Raw genomic sequence first — 15,335 nt, 5'->3', positions numbered from 1 at the left:
GAAAGGACTGCCGGGGTGCCTCACAGCAGCGTAACTTAGCTGCCAAGACACCCGCCGACAGCCGCCACCTCCCACTGGCAACGCCGCCACCACCTGCCCGTGCACCGACCGCCGAGGGGTCCCGTTCCGTGAGTCTGCATCCCACCCTCCAGCCCTACGCCGACGCCTGGACCCACTCCATCGAAGCGATATCCGAGCTGCTCCAGTCGCTCGCGGAGGCCGAGTGGAACCGGCGGACGCCGTGCCCCGGGTGGTCGGTGCGGGACGTGGTCTCCCATGTCATCGGCCTGGACTGCGAGATGCTGGGCGATCCGCGCCCCATCCACACGCTGCCGCGCGACCTCTTCCACGTGACGAACGACCACCAGCGCTACATGGAGATGCAGGTCGACGTCCGCCGTCACCACACGGCCCCGGAGATGACCTCCGAGCTGGAGTACGTGATCATCCGCCGCAACCGCCAGCTGCGCAACGACTCGCGCGACCCGGGCACGAAGGTGCGCGGCCCGCTCGGCACGGAGCTGACCCTCGAGGAGTCCATGCGCCGGCACGCCTTCGACGTGTGGGTGCACGAGCAGGACCTGCGCACGGCCCTCGGCCGGCCCGGCAACCTCGACTCCCCCGGCGCGCACGTCGCCCGTGACGTGCTGCTCGGCGAACTCCCGCGCGTGGTCGCCGAGGACGCGCAGGCACCGCGCAGCTCGGCCGTCGTCTTCGACGTCCACGGCCCCGTCGAGTTCCTGCGCACGATCCGCGTCGACATCCAGGGCCGCGGCACCCTCGAAACGGCCCCCGCCCTCGGCCCCGCCGCCACGCTCACCCTCGACTGGGAGACGTACGTACGCCTGGCCTGCGGCCGCGTGACGCCGGAATCGGTCTCCGACCGCCTGAAGACGGAGGGCGATCCGGAACTGACGGCGGCGATCCTGAGGAACTTCACGGTGACGCAGTAGCAACCCAGCTGCGGGCAGTCGTGCCGCTTGGGGCGGCACGGGTGGGCGATGGGGGTACCCCCTTGCTCGAGCGAAGCCGAGAGCTCGGGGGAGGCACCCCGCTCCGCCGGGTCGCGCACCCGCCCGCCCCCAGCACCGACGGACAGTGCGGCGAAAACCCCATGCCGTCCGCCCGCCGGCCCCCGTAGCGTCCCTGATCATGACAACCCCAGCCCGCCACACCCGCCTCACCTTCCACGGCCCGCTCTCCGAACCACGCGCAGACCGGCTGGTCACACGCTTGACCCGTCACGCCCCCACAACCGTCCTGGACATCGGCTGCGGCTGGGGCGAGCTGATGCTCCGCATCCTGGCCGCCACCCCGAAGGCAACCGGCACCGGCATCGACCTCAACGCCGAGGACCTGGCCCGCGGTCGACAAGCCGCCGATGCACGCGGCCTCACGGCCCGGGTCCGTTTCCTCGAAGAGTCCGCCACCGGAACCCCCCACGGCCCCGCCGACCTCGTCCTGTGCGTCGGCGCGAGCCAGGCCCTCGGCAGCCGACTGCCGCAAGCGCTCGGCGAACTGCGCGGGCTCGTCTCCGACGGCGGCCGCGTCCTCCTCGGCGAAGGCTTCTGGCACCGCACCCCGACCGACGCCGAGCTGGCCCGCATGTGGCCGGACGCGAAAGCCACCGACCACCCCGACCTCGCCACCCTCGTAGACCTGGCGATCGAGGCGGGGTTCAGGCCGGAGTGGACGGAGACCGCGAGCCTCGACGAATGGGAGGAGTTCGAGTCGGCGTACCTCGCGGACACCGAGGTGTGGCTCGCCGAGCACCCCGACCACCCCCTGGCGGAGGAGACCCGGCAGCGCGCCGACCGCCACCGAGCCGCCTGGCTCACCTACCGCGGCGTCCTCGGCCTGGCGTACCTCACCCTCGTACCGGTGTCGGCCCGTTGACCTACGCCGGCACGTGCACCGTCTCCACCCGGCTCGCCACCAGCCGTTCCCGCTCCCGCCGGGCCGCCTGCTTGCGCAGCCGCAGGATCTGCGCGACTCCGAGCGCCTGGAGCACGAACACCACCGAGAAGGCCACGGTGTAGTCGTCGCCGGTGGCGTCCAGCAGCACCCCGACGGCGAGCAGCGTGGTCATGGAGGCCACGAAGCCGCCCATGTTGGTGATGCCGGAGGCCGTGCCCTGCCGCTCGGGCGGGTTCGCCGGGCGGGCGAAGTCGAAGCCGAGCATCGACGCGGGCCCGCATGCCCCGAGGACCGTGCACAGCACGATCAGCAGCCACATCGGGGCGTGCGGTCCGGGGTAGGCCAGCGTCGCGGCCCACAGGGCCGCCGTCGTCCCGACCGTGCCGAGCGCGAGCGGCAGCCGCGCCCCGTGGTGCCGGGCGACGATCTGCCCGTAGACCAGGCCGACGACCATGTTCGAGAGCACGACCAGCGTGAGGAGCTCGCCGGCCGTGGCCCGGGACAGTCCCTGTGCCTCGACGAGGAACGGCAGGCCCCACAGCAGCAGGAACACCATCGCCGGGAACTGGGTCGTGAAGTGCACCCACAGTCCGAGCCGCGTCCCCGGCTCCCGCCAGGCGGCTGCGATCTGCCGCCGCACGTAGGCCGCGCCCTGGTGCGGGAGCGGCTCCGGCTCGTGGCCCTCCGGGCGGTCCTTCAGGAACAGCAGCACCAGGACGAACACCACGGCCCCGGCGGCCGCGCTGCCCGCGAAGGCCGCCGTCCAGCCGACCCCGTGCAGCAGCCGGGCCAGGACGAGCGTGGAGACGAGGTTGCCCGCCATGCCCACCAGCCCCGCGAACTGGGCGACGAGCGGCCCGCGCCGGGCCGGGAACCACCGGGCGCCGAGCCGCAGCACGCTGATGAACGTCAGCGCGTCACCGCAGCCGAGCAGCGCCCGGGAGGCGAGCGCCGTGCCGTACGACGGGGAGAACGCGAAGCCCAGCTGCCCGGCCGTGAACAGCACCGCCCCGAGGGCCAGGACCTTCTTGGTGCCGAGCCGGTCGACGAGCAGGCCGACGGGTATCTGCATGCCCGCGTAGACCAGCAGTTGGAGGATGGAGAAGGTGGAGAGCGCGGAGGCGTTGACGTGGAAGCGGTCGGCGGCGTCGAGGCCGGCCACGCCCAGGGACGTACGGAAGATGACCGCGACGAAGTAGACCGAGACGCCGATGCCCCAGACGGCCAGCGCGCGCCGGCCACCCGGCGGATCGCCCGGCAGCGCGGTGGCGCTCATCGGACCTCCCCCCGGGCCAGGTGCGAGAACCAGCCGACGTGCCGGTGGACCAGCCCGACGGCCGCCTCGGCGTCCCCGGCGCGCAGCGCGTCGAGGATCTCCTCGTGCTCTACGAGGGTCTTGGCGATCCGGTCGGGGTGGGAGTGCATGACGGCGACGCCCATCCGCAGTTGGCGGTCGCGCAACTGGTCGTAGAGCCGGGAGAGGATCTCGTTGCCGCCGCTGCGGACGATCTCGGCGTGGAAGCAGCGGTCGGTGACGGCGGCCCCCGCGAGGTCTCCGGCGGCGGCCTGCTTCTTCTGCCGGGCCAGCAGCTCCTCCAGGCGCTCGATGAGCCCGGCGGGCGCGGGCACGGCCTTGCGCGCCGCGTGCTCCTCGACGAGCAGCCGCGTCTCGACGACGTCGGCGATCTCCTGGGCGGAGACGGGCAGGACGAGGGCGCCCTTCTTCGGGTAGAGCCGGATCAGCCCCTCGGCCTCCAGCCGGAGCAGCGCCTCGCGCACCGGCGTGCGCGAGACCCCGACGGCCTCGGCCAGCTCGCCCTCGGTGAGGAGGGTCCCGCCCTCGTAACGGCGCTCCAGGACGCCCTGCTTGACGTGGGTGTAGACGCGGTCGGCGGCGGGAGGTTGCTTCACGGCCAGGGTCATGCCGACAGCATAGATACAACAGGTACGCATGGATGCATTCGTCCAGTATGCGGACTCGAATGTCACACATCTGTGGCAAAGAGGGGGCCGCCTCGTCAACAGCCCAACCACGTGTGCTAGTTACAAGTCAGACACGTGCGGCCCCTTTCCCCTCGTCCTCAACTCGGCCGCACCGATGGGGCATTCAACGCAATCGGGGTACTTCACTTGATAACCGGCATTAAGGGCACCCGTCTCCGCAGAACTGCGGCCGCCGCCGTGACTACCGGCGTCATGCTCGCGACCGGAGCCCTCACCGCTGCGCCCGCGCAGGCCGCCACGGCGCCCACGATCGCCGCCAAGGGCGGCTACGTGATGAACAACGCGACCGGCAAGTCGCTCTACACCAAGGCGGCCGACACCCGCCGCTCCACCGGCTCGACCACCAAGATCATGACGGCCCTGGTGGTGCTGAAGCAGCCGAAGCTCAACCTGGACAGTAAGGTCACGATCCAGAAGGCGTACAGCGACTACATCGTCGACAACAACTGGGCGTCGAACGCCAAGCTGATCGTCGGCGACAAGGTCACCGTCCGCCAGCTGCTGTACGGGCTGATGCTGCCGTCCGGCTGCGACGCGGCGTACGCGCTCGCCGACAAGTTCGGCTCGGGCTCGACGCGGGCGGCGCGCGTGAAGTCGTTCATCGGCAAGATGAACACCACCGCCAAGGACCTGGGTCTGAAGAACACCCACTTCGACTCGTTCGACGGCATCGGCAAGGGCGCCAACTACTCCACGCCGCGTGACCTGACGAAGATCGCCAGCACGGCCATGAAGAACTCCACGTTCCGCACGGTCGTCAAGACGAAGAAGTACACGGCGAAGACGACCACGAAGTCCGGCGGCACGCGGACGATGGCCCCGTGGGAGAACACCAACCCGCTGCTCGCGAGCTACTCGGGCGCGATCGGTGTGAAGACCGGCTCCGGCCCGGAGGCCGGGTACTGCCTGGTCTTCGCCGCCACGCGGAACGGCAAGACCGTCATCGGCACGGTCCTCGCCTCGACCGACGGGCCCACCCGGAAGTCGGACGCGACGAAGCTGCTGAACTACGGCTTCAGCAAGTAGGACAGACACCACAGGCACCACCAAAGGGGGGCTCACCGCCGTCGGCGGTGAGCCCCCCTTTCGCTCGTCAGGCAGCGGTCCGCTGGCGGTGCTCAAGCGCCCGGGCCGCCTTGCGCCGCCCGGCGACGTAGTCGAAGTCCGAGGAATGCGTCGCTGTTGACGGTCTGTTGAAGCTCTCTCCCTCCTTGAACGGGGGAGATTCCGCCCTACCTTACGGTGGGAGGCTTGACGCGGCGAGCGCGCCTGACGACTGCTCTTCCAGAAGGCCACGAGGCCGATCCGATACAGGTGCAGGATGTTCCGGGCCGCGTTGTGGTCGGCATTGCCCGACCAGCCGCAGTCCGGGTTCTTACATACGAACACGGCCTGAGACTCCCGGCTGCCCGCAGTGGTGACGCCGCAGGCTGAGCAGCGCTGGGAGGTGCCAGGGGCAGGGACCTTGACCAGGGTGCCGCCGTACCGGGCGGTCTTGTACGTCAGCATCGTGACCGTGCGGCCCCACGCCTCGGCGGCGATGGACCGGTTCAGCCCGGTTTTCTGCGCGACGTTCCTACCCGGCTCTTCGACGGTGCCCCGAGCCGACTTGACCATGTTCGTGATGGTGAGTGCTTCGACCACGACCGTGCCATAGGTGCGGGCGATGGTGGTGGTCGTCTGGTGCTGCCAGTCGGTGGCTCGTCGCTTGGCTTTCGCTCGGAGCTGGGCGATCTGGTCATAGGTGCGGTGCAGGCGACGGCTGGTGTGCTCGCCGGGCTTGCGGTGTGCCTTGCGCTGGGCGGCACGCTGTTCCAGGCGCCGGAGCTTGGCCGCCTCCATCTCGGTCAGCCACGCGCCGTGCTCGTACGTCGTTCCGTCCGAGAGGGCGAGAGGGACTGTGACGCCCACGTCGATGCCGACTTCCCCGCCCCGGTGGGGCTCCGGCTTGGGTTCCAGAACAGACCCGTGCCTACGGTGCAGGTCAGAACAGTCTTGATACGCGCTTCACCACCACCCCGAAGGGTGGCGCACTGCGCAAGATCAGAGGTAGATCGGGAAACAGCGCAGGCCGGGCTGGCGATGACCTGCAACCCGCCCGCTGGATGGCCTTCTCCGGCAGGGACGTGGCGCTCGTAGAGGCGCTGTAGCCCGTGGCCGAGAGCGCGACGAAGGTCTGGAACGCCCGGAACGGCGGCGGCCAGGTAGGAGTGGAATTGTCGGTGGGGGCCATGATGCACAGCCCCCTGGCCCCCAATACGCCGCGGCGGCCCCCCGCCCGTGGGCAGGGGGCCGCCGCTGTCGGTTCACGCCCAGGTGATCAGACGCTTCGGCTGCTCCAGGATCGCCGCCACGTCCGCCAGGACCTTCGAGCCCAGCTCGCCGTCGACCAGCCGGTGGTCGAACGACAGGGCCAGGGTGGTGACCTGACGGGGCTTCACCTTGCCCTTGTGGACCCACGGCTGGAGCTTGATCGCACCGACCGCGAGGATCGCGGACTCGCCGGGGTTGAGGATCGGCGTGCCCGTGTCGACGCCGAAGACACCGACGTTGGTGATCGTCACCGTGCCGCCCTGCATGGCCGCCGGGGACGTCTTGCCGTCCCTGGCCGTCGACACCAGCTCGCCCAGCGACTCGGCCAGCTGCGGCAGCGTCTTGGCGTGGGCGTCCTTGATGTTCGGCACGATCAGGCCACGCGGGGTCGCGGCCGCGATGCCCAGGTTCACGTAGTGCTTGACCACGATCTCCTGGGCGGCCTCGTCCCAGGACGCGTTGATGTCCGGGTGCCGCTTGATCGCGACGAGCAGCGCCTTGGCGATCAGCAGGAGGGGGTTCACGCGCAGGCCCGCGAACTCCTTGTCCTCCTTCAGCTCCTCGACCAGCTTCATCGTGCGTGTCACGTCGACGGTGACGAACTCGGTGACATGCGGCGCGGTGAACGCCGAGCCGACCATCGCCGCCGCCGTCGCCTTGCGGACGCCCTTGACCGGGATGCGGGTCTCGCGGGTGCTGTCGTACGACACCGCTGCCGGCGCGGGTGCCGGGGCGGCGGCCACGGGGGCCTCCGGCTGCGGTGCCTCAGGCCGGGCCACCGCCGCGTGCACGTCCTCGCGGGTGATGATGCCGTCCGGGCCGGTCGGGACGACCGACGTCAGATCGACGCCCAGGTCCTTGGCCAGCTTGCGGACCGGGGGCTTGGCGAGGGGGCGTTCCTTGACGGCGGGGGCGGCCGAGGGCGCCGCCCCGTGGCCGTTCAGCTCCGTCTGGATCGCTGTCGAGGCCTGCTGGACCGGGACCTCCGGGCCCTTGCGGGGGCGGCGGCGGGTGGAGGACGTCGCCACCCCGTAGCCGACGAGCACCGGCTGGCGGCCGGAGCCCTCCGCCTTCGGCTCGTCCGCCGTCCGGGGCGCCGCGGGCTGCTCGGCGGCGGGCGCGGGCGCGGTCCCCCCGCTCACGTCCACGGCGATGATCGCCGTGCCCACGTCGACCGTGGTGCCCTCGGGGAAGTGCAGCTCCCGGACCACGCCGTCGTACGGGATGGGCAGCTCGACGGCCGCCTTCGCCGTCTCGACCTCGCACACCACCTGGCCGTCCGTGACCGTGTCGCCGGGCTGGACGAACCACTTGAGGATCTCCGCCTCGGTGAGTCCCTCGCCCACATCGGGCATCTTGAACTCACGTACGGACGCTTCCGTCATCGTCGTCACGACCCTCTCCTCAGTACGCCAGCGAGCGGTCGACGGCATCCAGCACCCGGTCCAGGTTCGGCAGGTACTCCTCCTCCAGGCGGGCCGGCGGGTACGGCGCGTGGTAGCCGCCGACCCGGAGCACCGGGGCCTCCAGGTGGTAGAAGCAGCGCTCCGTGATCCGCGCGGCGATCTCGGCGCCCGAGCCGAAGAACACCGGTGCCTCGTGGACGACGACCAGGCGGCGCGTCTTCTCCACCGACGCCTGGATCGAGTCGAAGTCGATCGGCGAGACTGAGCGCAGGTCGAGGACCTCCAGGTTCCTGCCCTCCTCGGCGGCCGCGTCGGCGACCTCCTGGCAGAGCTTCACCATCGGGCCGTAGGCGGCGAGGGTCAGGTCGGTGCCCTCGCGGACCACCTGGGCCTTGTGCAGCGGGCCCGGGATCGCCTCCGTGTTGACCTCGCCCTTGTCCCAGTAGCGGCGCTTGGGCTCGAAGAAGATCACCGGGTCGTCGCTCTGGATGGCCTGCTGCATCATCCAGTACGCGTCCGACGCGTTCGAGGGGCTGACGACCTTCAGGCCCGCCACGTGCGCGAACAGCGACTCGGGGGACTCCGAGTGGTGCTCCACCGCGCCGATGCCGCCGCCGTAGGGGATGCGCACGACGACCGGGAGCTTGACCTTGCCCAGCGAGCGGGCGTGCATCTTGGCGAGCTGCGTGACGATCTGGTCGTAGGCCGGGAAGACGAAGCCGTCGAACTGGATCTCCACGACCGGGCGGTAGCCGCGCAGGGCCAGGCCGATCGCCGTGCCCACGATGCCCGACTCGGCCAGCGGGGTGTCGATGACGCGGTTCTCGCCGAAGTCCTTCTGAAGGCCGTCCGTCACGCGGAAGACACCGCCGAGCTTGCCGACGTCCTCGCCCATGATCAGGACCTTGGGGTCGGAGTCCAGGGCGCGGCGCAGCGACTCGTTGATCGCCTTGGCCAGAGCCATCTTGTCGGCCATGTCAGTTGCCCCCCTCGTCGGCGAACGACGCCTGGTACGCGGCGAACTGGGCGCGCTCCTCGTCGACGAGCGCGTGTCCGTCCGCGTAGACGTTCTCGAAGATGGCGAAGTGGTCCGGGTCCGGCATGGCACGGACCGCCTCGCGCACTCGTTTGCCCAACGCCTCGGACTCGGCCTCCAGTTCCGCGAAGAATCCCTCGTCCGCGTGGTTCGATGCCTCCAGATAGCGGCGAAGGCGCAGGATCGGGTCCTTGGCCTCCCAGGCCTGGCGCTCCTCGTCGCCCCGGTAGCGGGTCGGGTCGTCGGAGGTGGTGTGGGCGCCCATGCGGTAGGTGAACGCCTCGACGAGGGTCGGGCCCTCGCCGGAGCGGGCCCGCTCCAGGGCCCACCGGGTGACCGCGAGGCAGCCGAGCACGTCGTTGCCGTCCACCCGGACGCCCGGGAAGCCGAAGCCCTGCGCGCGCTGGTAGATCGGGACGCGGGACTGCTTCTCGGTCGGCTCGGAGATGGCCCACTGGTTGTTCTGGCAGAAGAACACGACGGGGGCGTTGTAGACCGCGGAGAAGGTGAACGATTCGGCCACGTCGCCCTGGCTGGAGGCGCCGTCCCCGAAGTAGGCGATCACCGCGCTGTCCGCGCCGTCCTTGGCGATGCCCATGGCGTAGCCGGTGGCGTGCAGCGTCTGGGAGCCGATGACGATCGTGTAGAGCTGGAAGTTGTTGCCGCTCGGGTCCCAGCCGCCGTTGTTCACACCGCGGAACATGCCGAGCAGGTTGGTCGGATTCACGCCGCGGCACCAGGCGACACCGTGCTCGCGGTAGGTGGGGAAGACGTAGTCGTCGTCGCGCAGGGCCCGGCCGGAGCCGATCTGGGCGGCCTCCTGGCCGAGCAGCGAGGCCCACAGGCCCAGCTCGCCCTGGCGCTGCAGGGAGGTCGCCTCGGCGTCGAAGCGGCGGGTGAGCACCATGTCGCGGTACAGGCCGCGGAGCTCTTCCGGGGTGACACCGGCGACGTACTTGTCGTACTCGGCGTTCTTCACGCGCTTGCCTTCGGGCGTCAGCAGCTGCACGAGCTGGGGCTCGGTGCCCTTCGCGCCGGCGTCCTTCTTGGCGGTCGTGCGGGTGGTGCGCTTGGTGCCGGTGGTGCCGGCCTTGCTTCCGGCGCTGCGTCGCGGTGTGCGCGCGGCAGTGCTCTCCACGGTCACGTGTGCTCCTCCGTCGGTCCGGCCCCCGGGGTTGCCGGTAGGCCAGTGCGGCTCACCTGTTCCGACCACCGGGCACGGGGTGGGTGCCACTCGACCGGGATCAGGCGTGACAGGTGCCCCGGCGAGCGCCCTGCAAAAGGCACGTTACCCAGTGCATCACATTTCTGTGAAACCCTCTCTGACCTGCGATTTTGCTTGGATATCCAAGTAAATCGGAAAGGTGTGGAAGGAGCCCTGGTCACAGCCTTGCAGGAGGCCGGAGCAACCGCACGTTAACCCGGTGACCCAGGTCACGGGAAGAGTCCACTTTCCGGCGCGGCGAAACGGCACGCGCGCGTGGGGCCCGTTTCGGGCCCCACGCGCGCGTGGATCATCCGTTTTGTTCCGGCCGTGCGGTCAGGGGGCCGGCCTCGGGTCAGCCGCCCTCGCCGCCCGCGCCTCCGACGACACCGGTCGCGCCGCCCGTGTCGGTACCGCCCGTGTTGTCCGGCGGCGTCTGCGGGTCCGAGGGCTCCGGGTCCGTGGGCTCGTCGGTCGGCTCCTGGGTGGTCGGCTGGCCCGTCGGCTGGCCGGTGGGCGTCTCGGGAGCGCTCTGCGACGGCGTGTAGGACGGCGTGTACGACGGTGTGTACCCGCCGCCGCCGGAGCTCGTGCCGCTGCCGTCGTCCGTGGACGTGTCGGTCGGCTCGTCGGTCACCTCGTCGCTCGGCGTCTCGCTGGGCGTCTTCTTCTCGGCCGTCTGCGAGGTGGTCGGCGACTGCGTGGTGCCGGGCGCCTTCGTGCCGTCGCCGCCGCTCTGCAGCGCCAGGGCGACACCCGCCGCGACGGCGATCACCGCGAGCACGGCGAGGATCCACAGCTTGCCGCGGCCGCCGCCCTTGTTGCCGTGGCCCTCGAAGCCGCCGTCGTCCCCGCCGCCGTAGCCCGCGGGCAGGATCGGCGACGGGATCTGCGCGGTGCCGGAGGCGTCCCCGGGGTGGCCCATCACGGCCGTGTGGGCGAAGCCGCCCGACGGGGTGTGCCGGCCCTCGTGCATGTCGACCGGGCCGGTGTTCCAGGTGCCGGTGTGGCCGCCCTGGTCGTAGAGCATCTGGAGCGCGTACTGGACCAGCCCGCGCATCTCCTCGGCTGTCTGGAAACGGTCGTCCGGCTCCTTGGCGAGGGAGCGCATGACCAGGCCGTCGAGCTCGGGCGGGCAGGCGTCGGAGGCCTCGGAGGGAGGCGTCGGGATGTCCTGGACGTGCTGGTAGACCACCGACAGCGGGGTCTCGCCGGTGAACGGCGGGCGCAGCGAGAGGAGTTCGTAGAGCAGGCAGCCCGTGGCGTACAGGTCGGAGCGGTGGTCGACGGCCTTGCCGAGCGCCTGCTCGGGCGACAGGTACTGGGGGGTGCCCATGACCATGCCGGTCTGCGTCATCGTGGACTGCGCGCCGTGCAGGGCTCGGGCGATGCCGAAGTCCATCACCTTCACGGCGCCGTTGTGCGTGATGATGACGTTGGCCGGCTTGATGTCGCGGTGCACGATGCCGTGCTGGTGCGAATAGGCGAGCGCCTCCAGGACGCCCGAGACGATGATCAGGGCCTGCTCGGGGCCCGGCGCCTCGGCGTTCAGCAGCAGGTCGCGGATCGTGCGGCCCTCGACCAGCTCCATGACGATGTAGGGCACGGAGTGACCGCCGACGACGTCCTCGCCGGAGTCGTACACGGCGACGATCGCGTGGTGGTTGAGGCCGGCGACCGACTGGGCCTCGCGCGTGAAGCGCGCCTTGGACACCGGGTCCTCGGCGAGGTCGGAGCGGAGCAGCTTGACGGCTACGGTGCGCCCGAGGCGGACGTCCTCGGCAGCGAACACCTCGGCCATGCCGCCCCGGCCGAGTCTGTGGGTCAGCCGGTACCGGCCGTCCCCGACCAGCCCGCCGTTACCCCAGGACTCCGGCGCGTCCGACATGCCGCCGCCAGTCGCCTCGGGGTCGGACGGGCCCTGAGCGCGCTGCTGCTGTGCCATCAGTCCTCGCCGTCGTTTCTGCCCGCGGTGCGCGCGGTGTTGTTACGGTCTCCGTCGGCCACGCTACAGCCTCCGCGCAAGCCGCCGGTCCGAGACGGGTGCCAGGACCGGCACGGGACGGACGCGCCATGAAACCTTCACTCCGTACTGTCGTGCAAATTCTGTGCACCGGTCGTACGGCCCCTGTAACGCTTCCGCGACGCTTCCTTCGCGTACGGTCACGGAACGGGCACCGAGCTTGACGTGTCGGTGCCCTGGGGCAGACTTGGCCGGGAATGACGGTTTGGATCAACGCGGAGCACCGCGGATCAGTGACGGATCAGCGGCAGTCGGCGGCGCCTCAAGGGCTACGGGGGAAACGGAACATGAGCCAGGACGGCGCACACGGCCAGTACACCGGGCAGGCGCTCGCCAATGGCCGCTATCAGCTGCGTGATCTGCTCGGCCAGGGCGGCATGGCCTCGGTGCACCTCGCGTACGACAGCGTGCTCGACCGACAGGTCGCGATCAAGACACTTCACACCGATCTCGGTCGGGAACAGGCCTTCCGCGAGCGGTTCCGCCGCGAGGCCCAGGCCGTGGCCAAGCTCACGCACACCAACATCGTCTCGGTCTTCGACACCGGCGAGGACACCCTCGACGGCATGACGACGCCGTACATCGTCATGGAGTACGTCGAGGGCCGCCCGCTCGGCTCCGTGCTCGACGAGGACGTGCGGCAGCAGGGCGCGATGCCCGCCGACAAGGCCCTGAAGATCACCGCGGACGTGCTCGCCGCGCTGGAGATCAGCCACGAGATGGGGCTGGTCCACCGCGACATCAAGCCGGGCAACGTGATGATGACCAAGCGCGGCGTGGTCAAGGTCATGGACTTCGGCATCGCCCGCGCCATGCAGTCCGGTGTGACGTCGATGACACAGACCGGCATGGTCGTCGGCACCCCGCAGTACCTCTCGCCGGAACAGGCCCTCGGCCGCGGTGTGGACGCCCGCTCCGACCTGTACTCGGTCGGCATCATGCTGTTCCAACTGGTCACCGGGCGGCTTCCGTTCGACGCGGACTCGCCGCTGGCCATCGCGTACGCGCACGTGCAGGAGGAGCCGCCGGTTCCGTCCTCGGTCAACCGGGCGCTGCCCCCGGCCGTGGACGCGCTGATCGCCCGCGCGTTGAAGAAGAACCCGAACGAGCGCTTCCCGAGCTCCGAGGCCATGCGCGACGAGTGCCTGCGCGTGGCGGCGTCCTTCCAGCCCGCCCCGCCGAGCATCGTCCCGGGCGCGCACACCCCGAGCGGCGCGGGCGTCGGCTCGGCCGTGTTCCCGCCGGTCGACCAGGCGGCTCCGGCGCCCTCGGGCCAGGTCCAGACGCCGTACCAGCCGGCCCCGCCCCCGAACCCGTACGGCACGCCCGCCCCGGCGGCGCCGTCACCGGCGTACGGCTACCCGCAGCAGGGCGGCTACCAGACGCCGGCCACCGCCGCGTACTCCCCGCAGCCGGGTCCGTCGACCCCGCCGCCGTACAACCTCACGCCGCAGACCGCGCCGGGCTCCTCGGGCGGCGGCAGGAGCAACAAGCCGGTGATCATCGGCTCGATCGTGGTGTCCGTCGTCGCGGTCGGCGGCCTGGTCGCGGCCCTGCTGATGAACGGCGGCAGCCAGGACGACCAGGGCGGCGGGGGCAGCAGCGCGAGTGCGTCGGCCTCGGCGTCCAAGAGGCCGGGCTACCGCGGGCCGGACACGTCGAAGACGATCGACACCGAGGAGTGCACGGAGCCGCAGGAGTCGTACAACGACCCCGAGAAGATCCGGATGCCCAACTTCAAGTTCAAGAACATCGACTCGGTCAAGGCCTGCCTCCAGTCGGCCGGCTGGGAAAAGTCGATCGACTTCATTGACGAGAACACCTACGGCGACGGCGCGGTCATGAACCAGTTCCCGTCCGCCGGTACCGACGTGGACCCGACGGACATGCCCGAGATCGAGCTCAACGTCTCCACCGGCAACCCGCCGGCCTGACCCGCCCACGCGGAAGGGCCCGGCAGCTTCGGCTGCCGGGCCCTTCACATGGCCGGTACGCGGACGCGTGACAGGTGCGGACGCGTTATAGATACGGCCCGCCCGAACGGCCGCCCGGGTGCTGCTCGTCGAGGCCGTCATGGCCGACGCCCGGCGGGAGGGCGCGGCGCATCTGCTCCAGCTGGGCGCGGGCCGCCATCTGCTGGGCGAACAGCGTGGTCTGGATCCCGTGGAAGAGGCCCTCCAGCCAGCCGACCAGCTGGGCCTGCGCGATGCGCAGCTCCGCGTCGCTCGGGGTCGCCTCGTCCGTGAAGGGCAGGGAGAGCCGCTCCAGCTCCTCGACCAGCTCGGGCGCCAGACCGTCCTCCAGCTCCTTCACCGAGCTGGCGTGGATCTCCTTGAGCCGGACCCGGCTGGCCTCGTCCAGGGGAGCCACGCGCACTTCTTCCAGAAGCTGCTTGATCATGCTGCCGATGCGCATGACCTTCGCGGGCTGCTCCACCTGTTCCGTGATCGGAGTCTCGCGGGAGTCCTCGTCTCCGCCGCCGCCGCTGAGCGCCATGCCGTCCTGGCCCACGACCAGGATCTGCGGGTTCTCCGGCGACCTTTCGTTCCTCGGCATCTCCATGTCGCCATTCTCTCGCACGCCTGCACCTCCCCTCTGTGGTGCCCCCACGGGAGACTGATCCACCGTGTTGGAGGAGACGTGCGGGTCAGGCCTCGGGTTGCTCACCAAAGGGTGAATCCGGCTCATGGCAGCGATTCCGCCTGTCGGCCGAACCCGGAGTGCCGGACGAGTAGGGCGGTGTGAGGCTGATTGCCTCTATCTGACCGAACTTGCCGGAATTGCCCCACCGGGCACGGCGGGAGGGGGTCACCAACGTGACTCCATGGCAACGCGCACTGCGGGCGACGGGACTGGTGGTCGCCCTGGGGGCGGGTGCGGTCGTCTCACCGTACGGGGCCGGCGTCTCGTACGGAGCTGTCCAGTCCGTCCGGTCGTACGGCTCCGTGCAGTCGTACGGCTCCGTCCTCGCGTACGACGTCCTGGCATACGACGACGGCCCCGGGGGCCGTGCCCTCGCCGCGCCCTCCGCCCCCTCCGCCCCGGGCAAGCCCTCGCGGGCCGGGAGCCGGGCCGGGGAGGGTCGTGAGCGGCCGGGGCGGCCCGAGGACGCCGAGCGGGAGCGGGGCGCCGGTGAGGTCACCGCCGTACCCGAGGAACCCCGGGAAGCCGCCCCCGAGCCCTCCGCGCCGACGGAGCAGCCCGAGCGGGAGGCCGCCGCCGCGCGCGCCGAACGCCCCGTCGGGCCGGTCCTGCGCATCCTGCCGCTGGGCAGCGGCCTGGTCCTGATCGGCCTCGGCCTCGGACTCGCCTTCTTCGCCCTGCGGCTGCGGCGGGTCTAGGGTCTGTCGTTTGGATCAGGTCGCAGGGAAGCGACTGTTCTGCTCGGTGCCGGCGAGCGGGGTCTGGTGCGTGCCTCTGCAAGGCGGAGGA

The 15,335-nt window shown here is 70.8% G+C and carries 12 protein-coding genes and 1 pseudogene; 5 read left to right on the top strand and 8 right to left on the bottom strand.

What is annotated here, in order from left to right; all coding sequences use genetic code 11:
- Positions 1 to 128: 128 nt before the first annotated feature.
- Together ACIBNA_RS14320 and ACIBNA_RS14315 are read left to right on the top strand one after the other, a co-directional pair.
- Positions 129 to 953: a maleylpyruvate isomerase family mycothiol-dependent enzyme gene (locus ACIBNA_RS14320; protein WP_399165518.1), complete on the top strand. Its 825-nt coding sequence runs from the start codon at positions 129 to 131 to the stop codon at positions 951 to 953.
- A 199-nt stretch (positions 954 to 1,152) separates the two neighbouring features.
- On the top strand, positions 1,153 to 1,896 hold the full coding sequence (locus tag ACIBNA_RS14315; RefSeq protein ID WP_399165517.1) for an SAM-dependent methyltransferase: 744 nt from the start codon (positions 1,153 to 1,155) through the stop codon (positions 1,894 to 1,896).
- Between the two features lies 1 nt (position 1,897).
- Here ACIBNA_RS14315 and ACIBNA_RS14310 read toward each other — a convergent pair whose 3' ends face one another.
- Both ACIBNA_RS14310 and ACIBNA_RS14305 read right to left on the bottom strand, forming a co-directional pair.
- The gene (locus ACIBNA_RS14310) at positions 1,898 to 3,193 is read right to left on the bottom strand and encodes a nitrate/nitrite transporter (protein WP_399165516.1); all 1,296 of its coding nucleotides are present in this window, start codon (positions 3,191 to 3,193) and stop codon (positions 1,898 to 1,900) included.
- Positions 3,190 to 3,840 carry a GntR family transcriptional regulator gene (locus tag ACIBNA_RS14305; protein WP_399165515.1) on the bottom strand — a complete coding sequence of 217 codons (651 nt, stop codon included), beginning with the start codon at positions 3,838 to 3,840 and terminating at the stop codon, positions 3,190 to 3,192. Before ACIBNA_RS14305 ends, ACIBNA_RS14310 begins: the two co-directional genes overlap by 4 nt.
- Before the next feature lie 207 nt (positions 3,841 to 4,047).
- Here ACIBNA_RS14305 and ACIBNA_RS14300 point away from each other — a divergent pair, with 207 nt between their 5' ends.
- The gene (locus ACIBNA_RS14300) at positions 4,048 to 4,947 is read left to right on the top strand and encodes a D-alanyl-D-alanine carboxypeptidase family protein (protein ID WP_399165514.1); all 900 of its coding nucleotides are present in this window, start codon (positions 4,048 to 4,050) and stop codon (positions 4,945 to 4,947) included.
- 206 nt (positions 4,948 to 5,153) lie between these two features.
- On the opposite strand, the pseudogene ACIBNA_RS14295 reads toward ACIBNA_RS14300, so the two are convergent.
- The 5 genes and pseudogenes from ACIBNA_RS14295 to ACIBNA_RS14275 all read right to left on the bottom strand — a co-directional run.
- Positions 5,154 to 5,880, bottom strand: a pseudogene (locus tag ACIBNA_RS14295) (RNA-guided endonuclease InsQ/TnpB family protein); the annotation flags it as partial.
- Between the two features lie 347 nt (positions 5,881 to 6,227).
- A complete protein-coding gene (locus tag ACIBNA_RS14290) occupies positions 6,228 to 7,628 on the bottom strand; it encodes a dihydrolipoamide acetyltransferase family protein (RefSeq protein ID WP_399165513.1) in 1,401 nt (466 codons plus the stop codon).
- 10 nt (positions 7,629 to 7,638) lie between these two features.
- Positions 7,639 to 8,616: an alpha-ketoacid dehydrogenase subunit beta gene (locus ACIBNA_RS14285; protein ID WP_399165512.1), complete on the bottom strand. Its 978-nt coding sequence runs from the start codon at positions 8,614 to 8,616 to the stop codon at positions 7,639 to 7,641.
- Between the two features lies 1 nt (position 8,617).
- The gene (gene pdhA / locus ACIBNA_RS14280; protein WP_399165511.1) at positions 8,618 to 9,820 is read right to left on the bottom strand and encodes a pyruvate dehydrogenase (acetyl-transferring) E1 component subunit alpha; all 1,203 of its coding nucleotides are present in this window, start codon (positions 9,818 to 9,820) and stop codon (positions 8,618 to 8,620) included.
- 415 nt (positions 9,821 to 10,235) lie between these two features.
- Positions 10,236 to 11,825 carry a protein kinase gene (locus tag ACIBNA_RS14275; protein ID WP_399165510.1) on the bottom strand — a complete coding sequence of 530 codons (1,590 nt, stop codon included), beginning with the start codon at positions 11,823 to 11,825 and terminating at the stop codon, positions 10,236 to 10,238.
- A 365-nt stretch (positions 11,826 to 12,190) separates the two neighbouring features.
- On the opposite strand from ACIBNA_RS14275, the gene ACIBNA_RS14270 reads away from it, so the two are divergent.
- Positions 12,191 to 13,837, top strand: coding sequence for a protein kinase (locus ACIBNA_RS14270; protein ID WP_399165509.1), 1,647 nt, complete (start codon positions 12,191 to 12,193; stop codon positions 13,835 to 13,837).
- Between the two features lie 85 nt (positions 13,838 to 13,922).
- On the opposite strand, the gene ACIBNA_RS14265 is transcribed toward ACIBNA_RS14270, so the two are convergent.
- Positions 13,923 to 14,465 (bottom strand): bacterial proteasome activator family protein, encoded by a 543-nt coding sequence (locus ACIBNA_RS14265; RefSeq protein WP_399165508.1) that lies wholly within the window; start codon positions 14,463 to 14,465, stop codon positions 13,923 to 13,925.
- 254 nt (positions 14,466 to 14,719) lie between these two features.
- On the opposite strand from ACIBNA_RS14265, the gene ACIBNA_RS14260 reads away from it, so the two are divergent.
- The gene (locus ACIBNA_RS14260; RefSeq protein ID WP_399165507.1) at positions 14,720 to 15,244 is read left to right on the top strand and encodes a hypothetical protein; all 525 of its coding nucleotides are present in this window, start codon (positions 14,720 to 14,722) and stop codon (positions 15,242 to 15,244) included.
- Positions 15,245 to 15,335 lie beyond the last annotated feature (91 nt).

It is taken from the genome of Streptomyces sp. NPDC050164 (assembly GCF_044459945.1).
Classification (GTDB): domain Bacteria; phylum Actinomycetota; class Actinomycetes; order Streptomycetales; family Streptomycetaceae; genus Streptomyces; species Streptomyces coeruleorubidus_A.
This window is presented reverse-complemented; position numbering and strand designations above follow the sequence as displayed.